The 20,268-nt window shown below is 72.0% G+C and carries 16 protein-coding genes and 3 pseudogenes; 8 read left to right on the top strand and 11 right to left on the bottom strand.

Annotated features, from left to right (window positions below; genetic code table 11):
• Positions 1-271: pseudogene (locus tag CC117_RS40580) on the top strand (IS6 family transposase); the annotation flags it as partial.
• 876 nt (positions 272-1,147) lie between these two features.
• A complete protein-coding gene (locus CC117_RS40140; RefSeq protein ID WP_321572622.1) occupies positions 1,148-1,291 on the top strand; it encodes a hypothetical protein in 144 nt (47 codons plus the stop codon).
• 71 nt (positions 1,292-1,362) lie between these two features.
• Here CC117_RS40140 and CC117_RS37050 read toward each other — a convergent pair whose 3' ends face one another.
• From CC117_RS37050 to CC117_RS17520, 3 genes are all read right to left on the bottom strand, one after another.
• Complete coding sequence (locus CC117_RS37050) at positions 1,363-1,542, bottom strand: hypothetical protein (protein WP_131803086.1); 180 nt, start codon at positions 1,540-1,542, stop codon at positions 1,363-1,365.
• 129 nt (positions 1,543-1,671) lie between these two features.
• Positions 1,672-2,076, bottom strand: a complete 405-nt coding sequence (locus CC117_RS17525; RefSeq protein ID WP_071085470.1) for a hypothetical protein — start codon at positions 2,074-2,076, stop codon at positions 1,672-1,674.
• A 14-nt stretch (positions 2,077-2,090) separates the two neighbouring features.
• Positions 2,091-3,545, bottom strand: a complete 1,455-nt coding sequence (locus tag CC117_RS17520) for a DUF4331 domain-containing protein (RefSeq protein WP_071085468.1) — start codon at positions 3,543-3,545, stop codon at positions 2,091-2,093.
• Positions 3,546-3,735: 190 nt separating this feature from the next.
• Between CC117_RS17520 and CC117_RS17515 the strand changes: the two genes are divergently transcribed.
• Positions 3,736-5,169, top strand: coding sequence for a tetratricopeptide repeat protein (locus tag CC117_RS17515; RefSeq protein ID WP_071085466.1), 1,434 nt, complete (start codon positions 3,736-3,738; stop codon positions 5,167-5,169).
• Positions 5,166-6,776 (top strand): HoxN/HupN/NixA family nickel/cobalt transporter, encoded by a 1,611-nt coding sequence (locus CC117_RS17510; protein ID WP_071085464.1) that lies wholly within the window; start codon positions 5,166-5,168, stop codon positions 6,774-6,776. The genes CC117_RS17515 and CC117_RS17510 overlap by 4 nt, the downstream gene beginning before the upstream one ends.
• A gap of 97 nt (positions 6,777-6,873) precedes the next feature.
• On the opposite strand, the pseudogene CC117_RS17505 reads toward CC117_RS17510, so the two are convergent.
• The 4 genes and pseudogenes from CC117_RS17505 to CC117_RS35000 all read right to left on the bottom strand — a co-directional run.
• Positions 6,874-7,482, bottom strand: a pseudogene (locus CC117_RS17505) (LLM class flavin-dependent oxidoreductase); the annotation flags it as partial.
• A 141-nt stretch (positions 7,483-7,623) separates the two neighbouring features.
• Positions 7,624-12,666, bottom strand: coding sequence for a diguanylate cyclase (locus CC117_RS17500; RefSeq protein WP_071085506.1), 5,043 nt, complete (start codon positions 12,664-12,666; stop codon positions 7,624-7,626).
• A 92-nt stretch (positions 12,667-12,758) separates the two neighbouring features.
• Positions 12,759-13,688, bottom strand: a complete 930-nt coding sequence (locus tag CC117_RS17495; RefSeq protein WP_071085462.1) for a zinc-dependent alcohol dehydrogenase — start codon at positions 13,686-13,688, stop codon at positions 12,759-12,761.
• Positions 13,688-14,278 carry a VOC family protein gene (locus CC117_RS35000; protein WP_241830199.1) on the bottom strand — a complete coding sequence of 197 codons (591 nt, stop codon included), beginning with the start codon at positions 14,276-14,278 and terminating at the stop codon, positions 13,688-13,690. The genes CC117_RS17495 and CC117_RS35000 overlap by 1 nt, the downstream gene beginning before the upstream one ends.
• Positions 14,279-14,436: 158 nt before the next feature.
• Here CC117_RS35000 and CC117_RS17485 point away from each other — a divergent pair, with 158 nt between their 5' ends.
• Positions 14,437-14,928, top strand: a complete 492-nt coding sequence (locus CC117_RS17485; protein WP_071085460.1) for a toll/interleukin-1 receptor domain-containing protein — start codon at positions 14,437-14,439, stop codon at positions 14,926-14,928.
• 10 nt (positions 14,929-14,938) lie between these two features.
• Here the strand turns inward: CC117_RS17485 and CC117_RS17480 are convergent, their stop codons facing one another.
• Positions 14,939-15,637, bottom strand: a complete 699-nt coding sequence (locus CC117_RS17480; protein ID WP_116287824.1) for a DedA family protein — start codon at positions 15,635-15,637, stop codon at positions 14,939-14,941.
• A 150-nt stretch (positions 15,638-15,787) separates the two neighbouring features.
• Here CC117_RS17480 and CC117_RS17475 point away from each other — a divergent pair, with 150 nt between their 5' ends.
• A complete protein-coding gene (locus tag CC117_RS17475) occupies positions 15,788-15,994 on the top strand; it encodes an RNA-binding S4 domain-containing protein (RefSeq protein ID WP_026311020.1) in 207 nt (68 codons plus the stop codon).
• 114 nt (positions 15,995-16,108) lie between these two features.
• On the opposite strand, the gene CC117_RS17470 is transcribed toward CC117_RS17475, so the two are convergent.
• Both CC117_RS17470 and CC117_RS17465 read right to left on the bottom strand, forming a co-directional pair.
• A complete protein-coding gene (locus CC117_RS17470; RefSeq protein ID WP_071085458.1) occupies positions 16,109-16,507 on the bottom strand; it encodes a nuclear transport factor 2 family protein in 399 nt (132 codons plus the stop codon).
• Positions 16,508-16,649: 142 nt separating this feature from the next.
• Positions 16,650-18,551: a heavy metal translocating P-type ATPase gene (locus tag CC117_RS17465; protein ID WP_321572621.1), complete on the bottom strand. Its 1,902-nt coding sequence runs from the start codon at positions 18,549-18,551 to the stop codon at positions 16,650-16,652.
• Positions 18,552-18,663: 112 nt separating this feature from the next.
• On the opposite strand from CC117_RS17465, the gene CC117_RS17460 reads away from it, so the two are divergent.
• Complete coding sequence (locus CC117_RS17460; protein ID WP_071085454.1) at positions 18,664-19,035, top strand: ArsR/SmtB family transcription factor; 372 nt, start codon at positions 18,664-18,666, stop codon at positions 19,033-19,035.
• Positions 19,036-19,093: 58 nt separating this feature from the next.
• Here the strand turns inward: CC117_RS17460 and CC117_RS17455 are convergent, their stop codons facing one another.
• Positions 19,094-19,558 carry an SRPBCC family protein gene (locus tag CC117_RS17455; RefSeq protein WP_071085452.1) on the bottom strand — a complete coding sequence of 155 codons (465 nt, stop codon included), beginning with the start codon at positions 19,556-19,558 and terminating at the stop codon, positions 19,094-19,096.
• Between the two features lie 90 nt (positions 19,559-19,648).
• Here CC117_RS17455 and CC117_RS17450 point away from each other — a divergent pair.
• Positions 19,649-20,260: pseudogene (locus tag CC117_RS17450) on the top strand (TetR family transcriptional regulator); the annotation flags it as partial.
• Positions 20,261-20,268: the final 8 nt, after the last annotated feature.

The following is a 20,268-nucleotide window of genomic DNA, read 5'->3' as shown; positions in this document are numbered from 1 at the left end:
CGCTGTCCTACCGGGACGTCGAGGAGCCGCTCGCCGGACGCGGCCTCGAGGTTGATCACGTCACCATCTACGGGTGGGTGCAGCGCTTCACGCCCCTGCTGGTCGAGGCAGCGCGGCCATGCCGGCACCGACCGGGCGACAGGCGGTTCGTCGATCAAATGTAGTGAAGGTCGCCGGCCGGTGGACCTATCTGTACCGGCCCGGCGGCAGGGGCGCGGTAGTAGGCTTGAAAGCAGCCGATGGCTGCCGGAGTTCCACAGCCGTCCCCAGGCATCGGCCCGGCGTGCACATCGTGAACCCGGACGGCGAACCACCACCCGGCAGCAGCCGACACCCCGCGGCACGCAGAACGCCCGTGACCTGTACAAACACACACCTGACGGCACCATGCGACACTAGACGACAGGTCGACCTATGGGCTTTTAACCGGCGAGTTCAGGTTTCGAGTCCCTGACGGCCCACGGCGAGAGGCAGTTTCTGCATATTCGCGACGGATTTCAGTGGCCTTCTCTGCAGGCCCCGGAGATCGTTGCCAACATCTCCGCGACACCCTGCCCCCGTTCCTGGCGGCTACCGTCGATTTCCATCGCGTACTGGTCAGCAGATCGGATTTTTCTGCAGGAAACGACCTCCAGCCATGACTGAACAAACAAGGGATTGCCTGACAGCGATCCGCACCGACAGGAGAAATCTCATCGCTATTCCCACTACGACCCCCTTCTCCGAACCGGAAGCAGCGCAGCCGCTGCCGCACCGGACAGCGCCGCCCCTCACGAACGCGCTCTTCCAGGCACCGGACTTCGGCCCGTCCCAGCCCGACGCGCCTGACGCATTCGACGTGACGAGCCCCGAACCCGCGGAACACCGCCCATACCGCCGCACCGACCGGCCCGCGCCCGCGGCTGCTCGCCGCCGGCCGCCCCAGCGCCACCCCCGGCAGCCCTAGCCGGCTCAGCCCGGTCRCTCTCCCTGGAGCGGAAGCGCGCCGGTGTCCGCTCCCGTCCGCTGGCCGGGCAGTGCGTGGGTGAGGCATCCCCCCAGTGGCACGAACCATGATGCGCAGGCACGGCACCCGACGGCGGAGGGCTCCTCTGACCGACACCGACGAAGGCCGAGCGGCCGACGGTGGTCCCGCAGACGATCGCTGTTGGCGCCGAGTGCGGCGTTCTCCCTGATCAGGGTCAAGCCGAACGCGCCGCTGCGGTCGATCATGGCGCGCGGCGTCAGGACGTTCGTGAAGACCACCGAAGGCCCGCAGAAGACGCCGTCCTCCAGCGTCACACCGTCATAGACCGAGGCATTGTTCTGGATCCGCGCCTTGTCGCCGATGCGGACGTGCCGGGGGCGAGGTCGTAACAGCGATCAGGGGCCGGTGTCATAGCGCGGGAGTGCGTCAGCGAGGCCGGTCGACGACAGCGCCAGGCCCTGCGCCATGGCGGAGTGCCACCCGGGCTGGACACCGTAACGGGGGACGGCGACCGGGTACTGCCAGCCGCCGACGGCGTCCTGAGTGTCCGCGAGCGGATTCCCAGACACTACCATGTGAAGTTATATGAATACGCGAAGTGATGCGAACGGGGAGTGGTCCGTCCCCGGGGCCGAGGTGCCGTCGCGGTAACCGCTACCGCGACGGCACTCCGGGAGTCCGTTCTCGTACCGAGGTCCATACGGTCAGGTGCAGCGGTCCACCAGCGCCCGGGCGGTGGTCGTCACCTCCGTCCGGAGAGCGGGGTCGTAGGTCCCGGCATCGATGCGCAGGCGGAGGAAGCCGACCGCCGTGGTGACCCGTTCGAGGTCGCCCGCGTACTCCCCCGCGGCACCGATCCGGCCGTAGAGCTTCTCCTGGGGCGGGGTGAGGTCACGGGCGAGTGCCTTGATCTCGGCCGGTGCATCGGCGTCAGCTTCGGCCAGTCGCAGGGTCTCGATCAGGTCCGGGGCCAGCGTCTGACACACGCCGGGAGCGAACGAGCCGGCCTCGGGCAGTGACGGCGGGCCGTCCCCGCCGCAGGCCGCCGCCACACTGACGATGACGGCGGCTGCCAGGGTGGCCGAGGTGGCACGCAGGAGTCTGGTCATGGCGACCCCGCCTGTCAGCTCGAGCCCGAGGTGGGCAGGCCGACGTACGGGAACCAGCCGCGGAACCGCACGTCGGGCCCGTCCACACCGTCACCGAGGCCGGTCACGGCCGCGGGCGGGTTGGGTAGCAGGGCGCCTTCGACAGCCTGCAGCGAGATGTCGACGACATCGTCGCCGAGTCGCCGCCCGTTCGGGAACCCGCCGGTGTCGCCCCCGAGGACRCCGAGCCGGTGCGGTTCCGCGGTCGGCGGGATCGACATGTTCAGCCGCAGCTGCTCGGAGGGTGTGATCTTCGTGGCGTCGACGTCGGCGTTGAGCGCGTGGGCGTTCAGGTCGACACCGAGGTTGTTCTTGCTCGCACCGGTCAGGTACACCGCGACCAGGTCCTTGCGCGGTGTCGCCGGCGCGGGGATCTTGTAGATCGCCTCGATCAGCTTCGGCAGCTCGGGGTCGGTGACGAAGTCCAGGAACTGGGCGTCCCGGGCGGGGGTGGAGGCGTTGAACCGGTCCTTCTGGCCGAGCGGCACGACCACCTCGTTGACGAGCGGCGAGCCGAGACGCGAGACCTGCGACCAGTTACCGAAGGACATCCGCAGGCCGGAGCCGTCGGTCGGCCCGTAGATCGAGGCGCTGCGCCGCTGGGTGCTGCTCCACACCCCGATCACCGGGTTGCGCGCCGGGTCGCCCCGCAGCGCCAGCTCGGTCTTGGGAACCTGCAGCACGATCGAGTTGACGTTGAACCCGGCGAGGCTGTCCTGGCCGACCTCGGAGAGGTCGCCACCGTAGAGCAGGTCGAACACCCGCAGGTCGAGGAAGAACGGGTCGTCGGCCTGGCCGGCGAACGTCTTGGTGCCGCCGGGCAGCTCCTTCAGGGACGCGGTGCGCAGCGCCAGATAGTCCGGCATGGATGCGTCGCCCACGAACGAGGGCGCGACAGGCACCTTGTCGGCCAGCACGGTGGTCCTGCCACCGGCTGTCCGCTCCAGCCGGTAGGTCTGACGKAAGTTCAGGTCCGGGTCGTCGAGCGAGGTGACCGGCCCGGTGTTGTACAGGAACGTGTTCGGGTTCTGGTAGCTGCTGGCGAACGTCCAGCGGTAGGTGACGTCGGGCTTCGCGTCGCCGTTGCTGTCGACGTTGATGTCGTACTGGGCGTCGTTCGCGAACGGGTAGAAGTTCGGTCCGCCGGCAGGTTCCTGGAAGGGCAACCAGTTGGCGACGAGCGTCACCGAATCCGGGTCGTCCGGGCTGACAAAGGCGTAGGTGTCGGTGTTGTCGACCGTCGGGTCGCTGCTGATCAGCGGGGCCTCCCGATGGCTCGACGCGCTGGCGGCCGTCGGTGCCAGCGTCAGTGCGGCACCCGTCGCGCCAACGAGCAGGGCGGTCGCGCCCGCCAGGGCACGCCGCCGGGGCGGCCGTCCCCGCCGTCGGCGGCCGGGCACCCCGCCGCGGGCAGATGTCAGTCGGCTCATGGTTCTCCCTCAGGGATCGACGGACCGGACCGATGCGCCCGTCCGGTGAACGCCCCTGGTTCGGCGCCAGACGGTGCATGGATCGTGTCGGCTGCCGGACACAACTCGTAGGGCTCAGGTGCGGTCCGTGACCGCCACGGATCCGAATCGCTGGCGAACGACCAGCGGAACGGATGCGGGGAGGGCACGCATGAAGCGGCGACAGGGCAGCCCGGCGAGTCGGGGGCGGGTGCTCGTCGGCCTGGTCTGCGTGGCCGGCCTGGTGGGCGCGGCCGGCCTGGTGGGCGCGGTCGGCCTGATGGGCGCGGACACGCGCTCGGCGGTCGACTCGCTGCCCGACCGGGAGAGCTCTGACCGGGAGAGCCCCGGCCGCGGCGCCGCATCGGCGGGGGCGGCGGCCGTGGACGAGGCGTGGTCCTCGGCGGGCAGGGCGGCGGCCGCGCCCGTCGCGGGTCTGCGTGACCGGCTTGACCGGGTGCCGGGCGACTGGTCGGCCTGGGCCGAGCTCGGCCTCGCCTATGTGGAGCAGGCCAGAGTGACCGGTGATCCGACGTCCTACCCGCGCGCGGACAGGGCGTTCGCCCGCTCGCTGGAACTGCGCCCCGCGGAGAACGACTCCGCTCTCGCCGGGCAGGCGGCTCTGGCCGCCGCACGTCACGACTTTCCCGGTGCGCTGCGCGCCGCGGACGCCGCGATCGCCGTCAACCCGTTCAACGCGACCGCGCACGGGGTGCGCTTCGACGCGCTCGTCGAGCTCGGGCGCTATCCCGAAGCGTGGCAGGCGGCGCAGACCGGGGTCGACCTGCGTCCCGATGTCGCGTCACTGGCCCGGGTCGCCTACGCGTTCGAACTGCGCGGTGAGAGCGACCAGGCCGCCGCGATGCTGCGACGGGTGGCCGACGACGCGACGTCGGCAGCCGACGCCGCGTTCGCCTACTTCCATCTCGGTGAACTGGCACGGCACGCGGGCGACCTCGCCGGGGCGGACGAGGCCTACCGGCGCGGGCAGGCACGCGACCCGTCGTCGGTGTCGCTGCTTGTCGGTCGCGCCCGGGTGGCCGCCGCCCGGGGCGAGAGCGAGGCCGCCCTGGCGGACTACGCCGTCGCGGCCACGCGGAGCCCACAGCCGTGGATCGTCGCCGAGTACGGAGAGCTGCTCGAAGCCCTGGGTCGGCCCGGAGAGGCGGCGCGGCAGTACTCCCTGGTGCGATCCACCGCGGCGCTGATGCGCGCGCAGGGCGTCGAGGTCGACGTCGAGCTGGCGCTGTTCGAGGCCGACCACGGCGACCCCGCCGCCGCGCTCGCAGCGCTGTCCCCGGCGCCGGCCGGCGAACCGCACCGGGCCGGGGTCTTCGTGGACGACGCCCGCGGCTGGGTGCTGCACCAGCTCGGCCGGGATGACGAGGCGCTGGCATCGGCCCGGTCAGCGCTCGGCCTCGGCACCCGCCGAGCGCTGTTCTCCTACCACCGGGGTGTCGTGCACGCCGCGCTCGGCCAGACCGATGCGGCGGTCGCGGACCTACGGGCGGCGCTGGACACCGACCCGAACTTCTCGCCGTTGCACGCGCCCCGGGCCCAGGCCCTTCTCGAGTCCCTCACGTCCCCTGATGCGGGTGCGCGTTGACCACGCTGCGCCGGGCGGCCGTCCTGGCCGTGACGGTGGCCCTGTTCGTCCTGACGGCGGGCGGGTCGGCGTCGGCGCACCCCCTCGGGAGTTTCACCGTCAACAGCGCCAGCGTGCTGCGGGTAGGCGTCGAGGAGGTACTCGTCGATGTCGTCGCCGACTTCGCCGAGATACCGGCCGCGCAGGTCCGGCCGGACGTCGAGGCGCAGGGAGCCGCCCGCTGGCGTGAGGCGGAGTGTGCCCGCACCGCCGGTCAGGCGACACTGGCGGTCGACGGCCGGGTCCACCCGCTCGTCCTGACCGGCAGCTCGCTGTCGTTCCCACCAGGCGACGGTGGACTGTCGACGATGCGGTTGGTCTGCCGCTACTCGGCCGCGACCGCTGGAACCGCCGCGGCGGGCACGACGACGATTCGGTACTCGCTGGCCGCGTACGCCGACCGGGTCGGCTGGCGCGAGACGGTCGCGGTCGGGGACGGCACGACGGTGGTCTCCTCGGACGTCCCGTCCAGCTCGTTGACGGATCTGTTGACCCGGTACCCCGAGGATCCCCTGGGCAGCGGCTCCGATGTCACCCGCGCAACGCTGACCGTGCGCCCGGGTGGGCCCGCCGCGGCCGACCCCCTGCCGCCGGCGGGCGCTGTCGGCAGCGGAACACCTGGTGACGGCGGATCAGACGGCACCCGGCAGGAGGCTGGCGGCCTCGCCGGCTGGGTGGGCGGACTGGCCGAACGGGACTCGCTCTCGCTCGGCCTGGGGGTGCTCGCCCTGCTTGCCGCAGTCGTGCTGGGGACGGCGCACGCCTTCGCCCCCGGGCATGGCAAGACGGTGATGGCGGCCCGGATCGTCGGCGGCTCGGCGACGGGGCGGCAGCTCGCCGCCACCGCCGGAGCGGTCACGCTCACCCACACCCTCGGCGTTCTGGTCCTCGCGGTCGTGCTGTCGGCTTCGAGCGGCTTCGCCCCGGAGAAGATCTATCCGTGGCTGGGTGTCGCAAGCGGACTGCTGATGATCGGCCTCGGGGCCAGCCTGCTCCGGGCGAGGTTGACCGTGGCGCCGTATCGCCACCTGCTGACCGTGGGCCACGTCCATGAAGAGCACAGCCACGGCCCTTCCCGCGACCATGCGCATGCGCACGACCATGCCCACCAGCACAGTCGCACGCACGAGCACAGTCGCACGCACGAGCACGGTCGCACGCACGAGCACGGTCACCTGCGCGAGCACGGTCACACGCACGGCGGGCGCTGGCACGTGCATCCGTCCGTCGGGGACCAGCCGGGGTTGCGCAGCCTGCTCGCCACGGGACTCGTCGGCGGAATGGTGCCGACGCCGTCGGCCGTCGTCGTGCTGCTGGGAGCGGCCGCGCTGGGCCGGGCGTGGTTCGGAGTCCTGCTGGTTCTCGCCTACGGCGTGGGAATGGCGGCGACGCTCGTCGGCGTCGGGTTCCTGCTCGACCGCACCCTCCTTCCCCTGCTCCAGCGCGCCTCGACGCTCGTGCCGGGGTTCTCCGCGGGCCTGCGCTGGACGCCGGTGGCGACGGCTGCCCTGGTCGTGCTCGTTGGCGCCGTCGTGGCACTGCGGGCCGGCAGCCAGGTCGCGATCTGAGGCACTGCCGCATCCCGCGGCCGGCCAGGAGCTCGCCGCCGGTCGCGGTCGGGAGTGCTCCGTCGCGGCCCGAAGCCACGGGTACCGGGCGCCGGCGTCAGTCGAGCAGTTCCTGCAGCAGGCTGGTGGTACGGCGTACCGAGTCGAGGCGGGCCTCGCGGGTGCCGCCGACCGGCACGATGTTCGCCCAGATGTCGGTGGCGCCGGCATCGAGCAGGCCCTGCAGCTGCGCGCGGACGGATCCCTCGGCTCCGACGATCGCTGCTTCGCCGGGGGTGTCGGCGCCGCCGAGGGCGAGGATGCGCTGGTAGTTCGCCATCCCCGCGTACCCGGTGGCGGTCGCCGCCGTGGCCGCCCGGGCCTCGGCCTCGTCGTCGTGGACGGCGACCGGCAGCCCGGCGACGATCCGCGGTGCCGGCCGCCCCGCGGCCGACGCGGCGGCGTGCAGCCGCGGTGCCACGTGGGTCTCGATCGCCCGGGGCGGGGCCATCCACAGGACGACGCCGTCGGCGAGCTGGCCGGCGATGCGCAGCAGACGCGGTGACAGCGCGGCGAGCAGGACCGGCACCGGGTGGGCGGGAGGCGTCACCCTGCCGGCGCTGCGGGCCGACCAGTCCTGCCCCTGGAAGTCGACGTCCTCGCCGCGCAGGAGCGGCCCGAGGATCGTCAGGTACTCCTCGGTACTGCGCCCGGGGTGGTCGGTGGAAGCCGTCCTTCTCAGCCTGCCTGGCCTGTTGGACGATCTTGTCGGGCGTCGAGGCGCCGCCGTCAGACCGATGCGCACGGCTGCCTCCCTGAGGCCGAGCAGAGCATTTCCCAAGCGCGTGACCGTACGAGAATCATGTTCTCAGAGAGAGCTCGCCGTCTCCATCGTCTCCACCTGGTTACGTCCACCGTTCTTCGCCCGGTACAACGCGATGTCCGCGCTCCGGACGAAGGCCGCCAGGGCGTCGCCCGCCGCCGCGCCCTCGCCGGCTGTGGGGATCGCCGCGGTGACGCCGATGCTGACGGTGATGATGCGCTCGGCTGTCAGCGGGTGGGGTTCGGCCAGGTCCTCGACGGCACGGCAGAGACGCCGGCAGACCCGGGCGCCGGCAGCCAGGTCGGTGTCGGGCATCACAACGGTGAACTCCTCTCCCCCGTAGCGCGCGGCGAGCAGGGTGTCGCCGACGTTCCCGGCGAGACAGGTGGCGACCCGCTGCAGGCACCGGTCACCGGCGGCGTGCCCGAAGTGGTCGTTGTAGCGCTTGAAATGGTCGATGTCGATCATCGCCAGGGCGATCGGTGCGGCATGCTGCCGGGCCCGCTCCCACTCGACGGCCAGTACCTCCTCGAGGCGCCGCCGGTTGGCCAGCCGGGTGAGCGGGTCTGTGATCGAGAGCTGTTCGAGCTGCTGGTTCGCCGCGGCGAGCTGYCTGTTCGACGCGGCCAGCTGTCTGGTGCGTTCGGCGACCTGCCGTTCCAGCGACACGTAGATCAGGGCGTTGTCCAGCGAGACCGCGAGCTGCCCCGCGATGATCAGGATGCCTTCGAGGCGTTCGGTGGAGAACGCGCCGCGGATCATCCGGTTCTCCAGCAGGAGCATCGCCCGCAGACTGCCCCGGATCATGACGGGGACGGCGAGCAGCGAACAGCGGTCAAGCCCGGCGAAGTAGGGGTCGCGCTGGAAGCGGTCGTCCCGGGTGGCGTTGGCGGCGACGACAGGTTCGCGGGTGCGGGTGGCGTAGCGGATGACCGACAGCGGCAGCAGGCTCTGCTGGCCGGCCTCACGGAGCGTGCGGGTGCCGCCGGCGCCGGTCGGCACCAGCCATCCGTCCCGCTCCCTTTCCCGCAGCAGAAGGTGGACGCTGGTGGCGCCGGTCATCTCGGAGAGTATTCCGGCGACCTTTGTCTCCAGGCCGTCCACGCTGGTCTCCGAGCTGAGTGCCTGGGCCGCCGCGACGACGGCGAGCAGGTCGACGGTGCCGGCCGCCACGGTCGAGCGGTGTCCGGACAGCTCCGTCCGCGGATGGATGGTCAGTGGCGGCGCGGCGGCCGCGGTGGCGGCTGTCCGCAGCGCCGGGTAGGCCCAGTCCAGCTGGCTGACCTTGGCCGTCGCGCCCCAGGCCAGGTACTGGTCGCGGGCGGCGCGCAGCAGGGTGTGGCCGGCTTCCTCCATGGCGTGTGCCAGGTAGAAGCGGGCGGCCCGTTCCAGGGCGAGCGCCCGGTGCCACGGGCGGGTCCGGGCGGGCGTCTCACGCAGCGCCACGTCGAACGTGTACGCCGCCTCGTGGAAGTCCCCGACGGCCCACGCCCGCTCCGCCTCCACCATCCGCAGCAGATGCAGGAAGTTGTCCGGCGCGTCGGCGGCGCGCGAGGCCAGCCACTCGATCAGCTCGTCCAGCTCGGCCAGCAGGGCGCCGCGCCGGTCCGCCCCCGCGGTGCGCACCCGTGCCGCCAGCGTCAGCGCGAGCAGCACCCGCGCCACCGCCATGGAGTAGTTCGTCCCGATCGAGGCCCCGCAGGGCATCACGGCCGCGGCGTGCCGCGCGGCGTCGGCCGGATGGTCGAGGACCGCGGCCGTGAGCGCCCGGGCGACATGCAGGTTGGCGAGGGAGAACGGGTCGGCCGCCAGCACGTTCAGTTCGGCCGCCTCGTCGCCGGCCGGCTCGACGGGCTCTCCCCGCAGCACCCGGACCATCCGGTGGAAGGACCGGAACGTCGCCTCGGCGTGCCCGTTGCCGGTGCGGGCGGCGAACGCGAGTGCCTCGTCGACCGCCGTGGCGAAGACGTCGAGCGTCGGCGCGCAGTCCAGCAGGTCGCACACCAGTCCGTAATGGGCCCAGCAGGCGTTCTGCAGGTCACCGCCCATGAGGAGGCCCTCCAGCGCGCGACGGCCCTCGGGGAGGTTGTCCTCCAGGGGTGCGAACCAGTGGCCGCTGGTGATCACGTAGATGAAGAGTGCCTGCCACACGTCGGGCTCATAGCCGCGGGCCCTGGCCACCGCGAGAATCCGCCGCAGGACGCGCGGCCCGAGGTGGTAGTCACCCTTACGGACAATGGTCACGATCGGGATGTGGCTGGCCGGGCCGACCAGGGTGCGATCCGGGCCGTAGCGTTCCCACATCTGCAGAGCCCTGATGGCCAGCCAGGCCATCATCGTGTGGTCGCAGAAGAACGCCGCGACCATGACCCGGTTGACGAGCCGGAGGGTGAGCAGGCGGGACTGGTCGGTGATCTCGGGCTTGCGCAGATCATCCGCCTCGCTGGTGGTGTCGATCCACCGACGGACGTCGTCGAGGCCGTGGTCGATCGCCGCGTCCAGCGCGTTCCCGGCCGGAACGGAGATGCCGAGGCGCCGCAGCTGGCCGAGGCCGAGCCGCATCGCCTCGTCGGCACGTCCCCGGTTGGTGAGGCTGATGACCTGCACCGTGGTCGCGAAGGTGCACTGGGCCGCCGCGGCGCACAGCCGGCCGATGGTCCGGTAGGTGTCGTCCGCGTCGCCCAGCCGGCCGAGGCAGTACAGAGCGGCATGCCGGTCGGTGTGGACGGCGATCAGCAGGTCGGTGTCGGTCGGGTCGACGAGCCGAAGCGCCGTGCTCAGTAACCGCTCCATCAGCGGATGGTTGCTCAGCACCCTCGCTTCCTCGGCCGCCCGGCGGAAGAGCGCGACCGCCGTCCGCCGCTCGCCGGTGCTGTGCACGAGGTCCGCCACGTGCAGGTACTGCTCGGCGGCGACCGCGAAGAACTCCGGCCGGTCGGCCAGCCGCCGCGCCAGCCGCAGGTACCGTACGCGCTGCTCCTGCGCCGGGCGGCCACCCAGCACGGTCTCGCGCGTCCGGTCGTGGTTGAACCGCACGCCGGGCCGGCCGTCGCACTGCAGCACCAGCAGGCCCTCGCCGAACGCGGGGGCGAGCCGCCGTTCGACCTCGTCCGACCCCAGGCCCGTCGCGGCCGCGAGAAGATCCAGATCCACCTGGCCCGCCAGGCTGGCCATCACCGCAAGCAGCTCCGCGCTCTCCGGCGGCAGCGCGTCCACCCGGGCGGTCAGCAGCGCGGTGACCTCCCCCCGGTCGAGCCGGTCGAGCCGGCGGCGCAGTACCGCCCGGTCCCACCGCCAGCCGTCCGCGCCCGCGGTCAGGATGCCCTCACGCCGCAGCGAGTTGAGCAGCTCCACGACGTCGTACGGATTGCCGCCGGTGGACGGCATGATCGCCCGGGCCAGCTGGGCGGCGGGTTCCGGCGCCAGGTGCAGCATGTCGGCGACCATGGCCGCCTGGCCCGCCGACGGCAGGGTCCCCAGCCACAGATGGCGCGGGCCGTCCTGCTGCTCACGCCAGCGGGCGAGCATCGGGGTCAGCGGATGCGCGGCGTCGACATCGCTCTCGCGGTAGGCGGCGACCAGCAGCAGCCCCGCGATCTGCTCCTCGCCGCCGAAGATCAGATCGACGAAGCCGAGCGGGGTGCGCCCGGCCCACTGGAGATCGTCCACGAAGAACACCGCCGGCCGCTGCGGGGAGACCACGGCACGCAGCACCTCGACCGGCGTCCGGGAGAGTCGTGCCTGCGCGGTCATCGGATCGCCCGGGTCCTGCGGCGCCTTCAGCAGCGCCGCGAACTCCGGCACGGTGGCGGTCAACAGGCCGGCGTTGGGGCCCAGGCCCCGCAGCATCCGCTCCCGTATCTCGACCAGGTCGCGCTCGGGCTCGGCCAGCAGCAGCCGGCCCAGCGCCCGCAGGCCCTGTCGGACCGCGTCGAACTCCTGGTCGCGGCGGTACTGGTCGAACTTGCCCGCCACGAACCAGCCACCGGCGCCGGCCACGATCGGCCGCAGCACATTGACCAGGGATGTCTTGCCCACCCCCGGCGCGCCCGCGACGAGGACCCCGCGGGACTTCCCGGTGGCGGCCTCGGTGAACGCCGCGTCAAGCTCGTCGATCTCCCGTTCCCGCCCGGCGAGCCGGCAGGGAGCCAGCGGCCGGGTCGGATGATCATGATCGCCGGGGCGCACCAACGTCACGCCGCGGTGTACCAGCGCGAGGTCGTACGCCAGCCCGTCGGCTGTCTGGTAACGGTCGTCAGGCTCCTTCTCCAACAGGTGCATGATGATCGCGGAAAGTGCGGCGGGCACGGCCGGATTGACGGTCCCCGGCTGGTCCGGCACCCGGGTCAGGTGCTCGTGGATGATCCTGATCGGGTCCTCCGTGCCGAACGGCGGCGCGCCGGTGGCCAGCTCGTACAGGACGGCGCCCAGCGCGTACAGGTCGGCCCGCTGGTCGACCGGACGTCCGGTCCGCCCGGTCTGTTCCGGGGCCAGGTACGGCACGGTCCCGACTGTCGCTCCGCGAGGAGCGAACTCGGGCCGGACCACCGAGAAGGTGGTGGCCAGCGCGAAGTCGATCAGGCACGGCGCCCCGCTGTCCTCGCTCACGACGATGTTCTCCGGGCAGAGGTCCCGGTGCACCACCCCCCGGTGGTGCATCCCCGCCACCGCGTGCGCCAGCGAGAGGGCGAGGTCGATCAGCTCGGCGGGCTCCAGCGGGGTCTCCCGACGGGACAGCGCCGCACCGCCGACATCGGCCAGCAGGACTGATCCGGCGCCATCTGCCGCTCCGGTGCCATCCGCCACGCCGGTGCCATCCGCCGCCGGGCCCGCGCCCTCGGCCGGTCCGGCGGCGAGGTGCACGACGCCCTCGACTCCCGACAGCCGCTCGAGGATCTCGGTCTCGTGGCGCACCCGCCGCTGGGCGTCCGGACCCAACGGCTCCTTCCGGATCACACGGATGCCCCGCTCGCCGGGCCGGGCCAGCGTCAGCCGACTGATCCGGGTCTGATCCGTCGCGTGCAGCACCACCGGTGGCTCCGTCGCCATCGGCGGATCGCGGCCCGGCGTCATCCGCCCGACAGTCATGCCCGCGTCCTCGTGCCGCACCGCCAACAGTCCACTTCGTTAGCCTGCCCGCAATCATGGGGGAAGCAACGAGCCCGCACCGGCGCCTGCGGTCAGGGCTCGACGACGACGCGGAAGACGCCCTTCGAGCGGTCGCGGGCGGTCTCGAACGCGGCCAGGGCATCGTCGATCGGGAACCGGTGGGAGATCAGCATGGCGGGGATCTCCGGCCGGGCCGCGAGCATGTCCGCCACCTCCGCGAACTCGCGTCGGCCGTTGTGCGCGCTGTACCCGAGTGACGGCCGCAGCGCGACCTCCTTCAGGGCGAGTTCGGAGTGCGGCAGCGCGACGCCCTGGAGGATGCCGGCGTAGACCACCGTCCCGCGTCGCCGAACCAGCTCGATGCCGCGGTGCAGCGCGCTCTCACTGCCGCCGGTCTCGATCACCACGTCGTAGTCCGTGCCGGGCGGCACCGCCCCGAGACGCTCGCGGGCCTCCTGCTGATGGGGATGCCGTGCCTCCACGGCGACCTCCGCCGCGCCCAGCGCCTGCGCCGCCGCGGCGGCGAGGATGCCGATCCCGCCCGCGCCGACGACCGCGACCCGGCTGCCCGGGCCAACCCCGCCGAGCCGGACGGCGTGCCACGCCACCGACCCGGGTTCCACCAGGCAGGCGTCGCCCAGCGCGAGGCCGGCGGGCAGCGGGGTGAGCGCGCGGCGGGGGGCACGGAAGTACTCGGCCATCCCGCCGGGCGCCGTCATCCCCAGCGCGCTGCCCAGCAGTGTGTCGCAGAACTGCCAGTTCCCGGCGTCGCAGTGGACGCAGTCCCCGCAGCCGACGATCGCCTCGACGGCGACCGGCGTCCCGTCCGCCATGACCCCGGCGATCTCGTGGCCGGCGATCTGCGTGCTCCCGAAGTCCAGATACAGGAAGTCCGACGCGCAGATGCCGACCGCCGCCACTCTGATCAGTTCACCGGCGCCGGCCGGCTCGTCCACCTCGACCAGCTCGACGCCGGGCGGGGCGTTGCGGACAGCCTTCATCAGTGGGCCTCCCCGGCCGGTTCGTCCTCCGCCTGCCGTGCCGCCAGCAGCGCACGCATGTCCCGCAGCACCGACCGGGGAGCCAGCTCGATGCGCAGGCCGGCGGCGGTCGTGTGATACGCGAACCCGCTGGGACGGATCGGTCCGGTTCCGCACGCGTCGAGAGGCACCCCGGCGTCGACCAACGCCCGCGACGCTGCCGTGATGTCGTCGACGAAGTAGCCGAGGTGGTGGATCGGGTTGCCCGGCGACGGCATCCAGATCGTGCCCGGCACCTGCTCGATGAGCTCCAGAAGCGGCTCGTCGCGGGAGTAGACCATTCGCAGCCGCACCGGCGTCTCGCCGTCGGGCGTCCACACCGGCACGGTGTGCTCGATGGGCGGCAGCCACCCGTAGCCGCCCAGCCGGCCGAGTTCGTCCATCGCCTCGTCGAGATGCTCGACGACGAGGCCGGTGTGGAAGAGGTCGGTGGCCAGGAAGCAGGGCGAGGGCACCGGCGGGGCGAGCCCACTCGCACCGACACCGGCGCCCGGCGCCCGCCGGCCCGCCGCGCCTCGGTCTCCGCGCGGCTGCACAGGATCGATCGACACGGACAAGATAATATATTTGCTACTTGAGAAAGCAATGGGCGCCGGTGCCCCGTCTCGGACCTCAGGCCTGTGCACGGACCTCCCCGTGACGTCATCGGCCGATGCCCCGACACCACCCTGAAGATCACCGGCCGGTGGGCATCGCGTAGAACAGGAGGATGACGCAGGGAGAGACCGGACCGTTTGTCTTCGTGTCCTACACAGCGCAGGACGAGGCGTGGGCGACATGGATCGCCTCGGTGCTGGAGGGTGCCGGTCTCGCCGCCCGGGTGCAGGTGTGGGATTCCCTGCCGGGTCGGAACTTCGTGGAGTGGATGACTACCCAGCTCGCCGGCGCGCAGTGGACGGTCGCGGTCTACTCCCGCGCCTACTTCGACTCCTACTGGTGCACCACCGAGTGGACGGCGGCGCTGGCCCGCAGGACCCTGCTGCCCGTACGCATCGAGCCGGTGGACCCACCTGCCGCCCTGCGGACACTGACCTGGGTGGACCTGTTCGATCTGGACGAGGAACAGGCGCGGGAACAGCTGCTGTACACGGTCGGCGCCCAGGTTCTTCCTCGACTGGCCGCCTTCCCCGGTGCGGCGCCGGCCACGGCTGCCGCACCGCCGACGTTCCCCGGGCCGAAGGCGGGAGGCCCGGTGGCGTAGGGCCCGGGCTTCAGCGGTGTGTGGCCCGCACCTTGCGGACGACACCCGCGGCGATCATCACGACGATGGCGCCGATCACCACCACGTCGAGGACCGTCGAGTACTTCTCGACCTCCCGCCACCGGCTGGACAGAAGCAGGCCGGCGCCGATGAGCAGGCTGTTCCACAGCAGGCTCCCGAGCAGGGTGAACAGGCAGAACGACAGCAGCGGCATGCGGGTGGCGCCGGCCGGCAGCGACACCAGGCTGCGCACCCCGGGGACGAGCCGGCCGGTGAACACGGCGAAGCGGCCGTGCCGCTGGAACCAGTCCGTCGCGCGGTCGGCATCCTCCTCCCTCATCAGCGGGATGCGGCCGACCGCCCTGCGTGCCCTGTCCGCGCCGAGTTTCGCGGCCAGCCCATAGAAGACGAGCGCGCCGAGCAGGGAACCGGCGGTGGCCGCGATGACGACGCCCGGCAGGGGGAGCCGGTCCCGGCCGATCAGGTAGCCGGCCAGCGGCAGCACGACCTCGCTCGGCACCGGTGGGAACACCGTCTCGAGCAGGGTGATGAGCCCGACGCCGGCGGAACCCAGCGAGACCATCAGGTCTGCTGCCCAGCCGGTGAAGCCACCGAGGTTCGACACATCCTGGGTGCCGCCCCCACCCGCGTCGCCGCCTCCACCCATCTGGGCCATGAGCTGGCTGCTCACCGCGACACTGTGGCTCACCTGTCACCTCCGGGTCGGGAGCCCGGCCTCACCACGGCCGGGACGAACTCCACAGATCCATCTCCCCGGAACGAGCACGGAAACGCCGCGGAGAAGCGAGGCTGGCCGACCGGCGAGGGCACCGCCCGTCCAGTCCGGCATGCTGGGGAGATGCGCGAAGTGAGCATCGGCGACGAGGTCATCCGACTCGGCCAGTTCCTCAAGCTGGCCGACGTCGTGGAGGCGGGCGCGGCGGTCAAGGCGGTTCTGGCAAGCGGAAGCGTCCGTGTCAACGGCGAGGTCGAAACGCGGCGGGGCCGCCAGCTGCGGGTGGGTGACGAAGTCACGCTGCCGGGCGAGAATCTGCGCGTCGGCTGATCCCGCCCGGCGGCCCGTCCGGCGGCCCGCCCGACCCGGCGGCTCATCCGACCCGGCGGCGGTCCGTCCGGCAGTGGCCTGCCCCGGTGCTCGGGCGCCCGCGGCGTGCTGCTTCTACAGACGATCGTCGACGAAGACGCGCGAGTAGTGGCAGCGCCATTCGACGATTCGGCCGGCCTTGTTGACGCGGATGGAGTCCGCGCCGGTCGCCGGGGGCCGGCCGTCGGAGAAACTGCAGGTGTAGACGAACACAACCGTCTGGGTGCTCACGAAGAACGAGTCGATCGAGTAACGGATGCCGGGAACACGGCGCATCGAGTCGTCTATGTAGTCGCGGAACGCGTCGAACCCCTCGATGGTCACCTTCTCGGGGTCACCGGTGATTCTCGGCACGAACGGCGAGCTGAACACCACGTCCTGGTCGACGGGCCTCATCACAAGGTCGACGTCGTACTGGTTGAAACCGTCCTCCCAGTGGCRCCATAAATCCGTCACGATTTCGTCCGCAAGCATGCTCGTCTCCTGAACGCAGAGGCGCCGGCCATCCGGGCCTGACGCCAGTCGACCGCCTCCTGCTGATGAGTAGGCGCTCACTACGCTAGGCGCGCCGCCCGACGGGCACAAGGAGTTCGACGGGCACCGTCACCCGCGGCCGCTACCGCCACCGCTGCCAGGCCTGGGAGCGGAGAAGGCGAAGGCCGTTGAGGCCGACGATGATGGTGGAGCCCTCGTGCCCGGCGACGCCGAGCGGGAGTGGCAGCGTGCCGAGCAGGTCCCAGGCGACGAGAACGGCGATGAAGGCCGCCGCGATGCCGAGGTTCACGTTCACCAGCCGGCGGGCGCGGCGGGCCAGCGCGATCAGGGCGGGCAGCGCGGCGACATCGTCCCGGGTGATCACCGCGTCGGCGGTGTCGAGTGCGAGGTCGGAGCCGGCGCCGCCCATCGCGATTCCGGCATGCGCGGCGGCCAGGGCGGGCGCGTCGTTGACGCCGTCGCCGACGACCACGACGCGGCCGCCGGCGGCCTCGAGTTCGCGCACGGCTGTGACCTTGTCCTCGGGGAGGAGGGCGGCGCGCACGTCGCTGATGCCGACCTCGGCGGCGAGCCGGGCGGCGGCGTGCGGATTGTCGCCGGTGAGCAGGATCGGCCGGTTGCCCGTCAGCACGGTCAGCCGGGTGACGGTGTCCGCCGCGCCGGCACGCACCTGGTCGGCCAGTCCGAGAACGGCGGCGGGTGCTCCGTCCACACGGACAAGCACGGCGGTGAAACCGGCGTGCTCCGCTTCGGCGACCGCCGTGGACACGAGGTCATGCTGATCGTCCGGCACCGGAACACGGGCGGGGCTGCCGATCTCGACGAGACGCCCGTCCACTCGCGCGGTGACTCCGCGGCCCGGGCTGGAGCTGAACTCCTCGGCGGTCGACGGACGGATCCCGGCCTCCCGGGCGGCGGCGACGATGGCGCGTGCGAGCGGATGCTCGGAGGGAACCTCCGCGGCGGCAGCCCAGGCCAGGACCTCGTGAGCCGGGGCGGACCCGAGGGGGTGGATGTGGGCGAGCCGGGGGGTGCCGTCGGTGAGCGTGCCGGTCTTGTCGAACGCGACGTGGGTCGCGGTGCCGAACTTCTCCAGCACCACGGTCGATTTGACCAGAACGCCGTGCTGGCCGGCGGTGGCGATCCCGGAAAGCAGTGGCGGCATGGTCGCGAGCACCAGCGCGCAGGGCGAGGCGACAATCATGAACGTCATGGCGCGGAGGAGCGTGGGCCGCAGCTCGGCGCCGAAAAGCAGGGGTACGGCAAACAGCGCGAGGGTCGCGGCGACCATGCCGATCGAGTACCGGCGCTCGACCTTCTCGACGAAAAGCTGGGTTCGGGCCTTGGTCGCGCTGGCTCGTTCGACCATGGCGACGATGCGGGCGATCAGCGTGTCGCCGGCAGGGCGGGTGACACGCACCCGCAGCGCCCCGTTGCCGTTTACAGTGCCGGCGAACACGCGGTCTCCGACCCGTTTGTCGGCGGGGAGCGGCTCACCGGTGATGGTGGCCTGGTCGACCTCACTCGCTCCCCCGACGACCTCTCCGTCGCCGCCGATGCGTTCACCGGGCCGCACCAGGATCACATCACCGACCCTCAGGTCGGCGGTGGGGATGATCTCCTCGCCGGTGACACCGAGCCGGGTGGCGCGCTCAGGAGCGAGATCGAGCAGGCCGCGCACGGAGTCCTCCGTGCGCTTCGTCGCGAGCGCCTCCAACGCGCCGGACGTCGCGAAGATCACGATCAGCAGGGCGCCGTCGAGAACCTGCCCGACGGCCGCGGCCCCGAGCGCGGCGACGACCATCAGCAGGTCGACGTCCAGGGTCCTCGCCCGCAGCGCCCGTAGCCCGGCGAGGCCGGGCTCCGCGCCGCCGGCGACGTAGCAGCCCAGGTAGAGCGCCCAGGTCAGCGCGTCCGAGGCGTCGGCCAGGTCGGCGAGGAGACCCAGGGCGAACAGCGCGGTCGCGGTCGCCGCCGAACGCACCTCGGGCAGCGACCACATCCCGGTGCGCCGTGCGGACATCCGAGCTGACCGGACGGGAGCGGGGGTGTCCGCGGAGACTGCCACACTGGCAGCGTACATACGCATGCACGCAGATACGAAGGCAGTCGAGAAGGCGCGCTAGGCTGGAGGTGTGCACACGTCACTGTCGGACTTCGAGATGCCCAACGAGGAGCAGGTGCATCTGGCCGCGGAGACGTTCCGGATGCTCGGCGACCCGACCCGGATCAGGGTGCTGTGGGCGCTGCTGCAGGGCGAGTCGTCAGTCGCGTGTCTCGCCGAGCTCGCCGGAGCGGCGCCGACCGCAGTCAGCCAGCACCTGGCCAAACTTCGCCTGGCCGGGCTGGTCAAAGGCCGCCGTGAGGGCACCTTCGTCTACTACTCCGCTGCTGACGAGCACGTCGCGCGCCTCCTCCGGCAGGCGCTGTTCCACGCCGACCGCCTCGACCACCACGACGACGACCACGATCTGCCCGGCGAACCCACCGCCACCGCCACCACCTGACGTCCCGGCGGGTCGTCACCGCAGGCACCACAGGCACCACAGGCACCGACGCGGCGGGTCACGTCCGGGGCCGGCTGGCGCGGTGTTGTTGCTCGCAGTACTCCCGCAGACCCTGGGCCTCGGTGTCGACGTACTGACGGACCAGCCGGGCCATGAGAAGTGCCACCACAGGGGCCAGGGGCCCGGACTGGCGCAGGCTCAGCCGCACCGTCACGGTCCCGTCATCCGGAGTGGGCGTGATGCGGTGGTCGGCGACCGTGGTCATGCCAGTCGCCTTCGACGTCCAGGAGAAGCCTGCGCCCGGGGCCAGGTCGGTCACGGTCCAGGCGGCTGCCGGGAGCCGGGGCTGCCGGATACGCACGACGCTCCCCTCCCGCAGCTCGCCGTCCGGGGCGCCGGTCGCGTTCCTGGCCTCCACGGTGGTCATCGTCGGAGTCCAGGTGGGCCAGCGCTCGACGTCGCGCATCACGGCCCAGACGTCGTCGGCCGGTGCGTCGATGATCACCGAGGTCTCGTAGTACATCGGGTGCCTCCCGTAGCGATTCGGAGTCCTGCGGTACGCGGCGGGAACCCGCCACATCGTGTACCACTTGGTACATGTACCATCTGGTTCATGACTCGGCAAGGTCCGCCATCGGACAGCGCGCAGGACGGCGCGGGACGGCAGCGCCTCCTCGGCGACGTCCTCGCCCACCTGGCCGAGCACGGGATAGGCGATCTGAGCCTCCGACAGCTGGCCGCCGCGGTCGGCTCCAGCCATCGCATGATCATCTATCATTTCGGTTCACGGGACGGCCTCCTCGTCGAGGTCGTGCGGGCCATGGAGAAGCAGCAACGCGCCACGTTCGCCGAGATGCAGAGCGAACCGGCGACGTCCGCGGTCGAGCTGGGGCGGCGGATGTGGCGCCGGCTCAGCGACCCGGCGCTGGCCCCGTTCGAACGCCTCTTCTTCGAGATCTACGGTCAGGCGCTGCAGGGCCGCGCCTACGCCCAGCCGCTGCTCGACGGGGTGGTGGAGGACTGGCTCGGCCCGGTGACCGAATACCTGATGCGCGAAGGGCGGGAGCCGGCCGAGGCCCGTGCGCAGGCCCGGCTCGGCCTGGCGGCCACCCGGGGACTTCTGCTGGACCTGCTGGCCACCGGCGACCGTGCCGGCGTCGACCTCGCGATGGAACAGATGCTGACCATCTTCGCCGCCCCGCCACCTCCGGCCCCCGCCCCAGGCCGAAGTGA

It is taken from the genome of Parafrankia colletiae, from assembly GCF_001854655.1.
GTDB lineage: Bacteria > Actinomycetota > Actinomycetes > Frankiales > Frankiaceae > Parafrankia > Parafrankia colletiae.
This window is presented reverse-complemented; position numbering and strand designations above follow the sequence as displayed.

What these genes read in the sequence shown, in the direction of transcription:
- CC117_RS37050 (WP_131803086.1), bottom strand. Translation starts at nt 1,542, where the DNA reads ATGGTAGTGTCTGGGAATCCGCTCGCGGACACTCAGGACGCCGTCGGC.
- CC117_RS17525 (WP_071085470.1), bottom strand. Translation starts at nt 2,076, where the DNA reads ATGACCAGACTCCTGCGTGCCACCTCGGCCACCCTGGCAGCCGCCGTC.
- CC117_RS17515 (WP_071085466.1), top strand. Translation starts at nt 3,736, where the DNA reads ATGAAGCGGCGACAGGGCAGCCCGGCGAGTCGGGGGCGGGTGCTCGTC.
- CC117_RS17495 (WP_071085462.1), bottom strand. Translation starts at nt 13,688, where the DNA reads ATGAAGGCTGTCCGCAACGCCCCGCCCGGCGTCGAGCTGGTCGAGGTG.
- CC117_RS17485 (WP_071085460.1), top strand. Translation starts at nt 14,437, where the DNA reads ATGACGCAGGGAGAGACCGGACCGTTTGTCTTCGTGTCCTACACAGCG.
- CC117_RS17475 (WP_026311020.1), top strand. Translation starts at nt 15,788, where the DNA reads ATGCGCGAAGTGAGCATCGGCGACGAGGTCATCCGACTCGGCCAGTTC.
- CC117_RS17465 (WP_321572621.1), bottom strand. Translation starts at nt 18,551, where the DNA reads ATGTCCGCACGGCGCACCGGGATGTGGTCGCTGCCCGAGGTGCGTTCG.
- CC117_RS17455 (WP_071085452.1), bottom strand. Translation starts at nt 19,558, where the DNA reads ATGTACTACGAGACCTCGGTGATCATCGACGCACCGGCCGACGACGTC.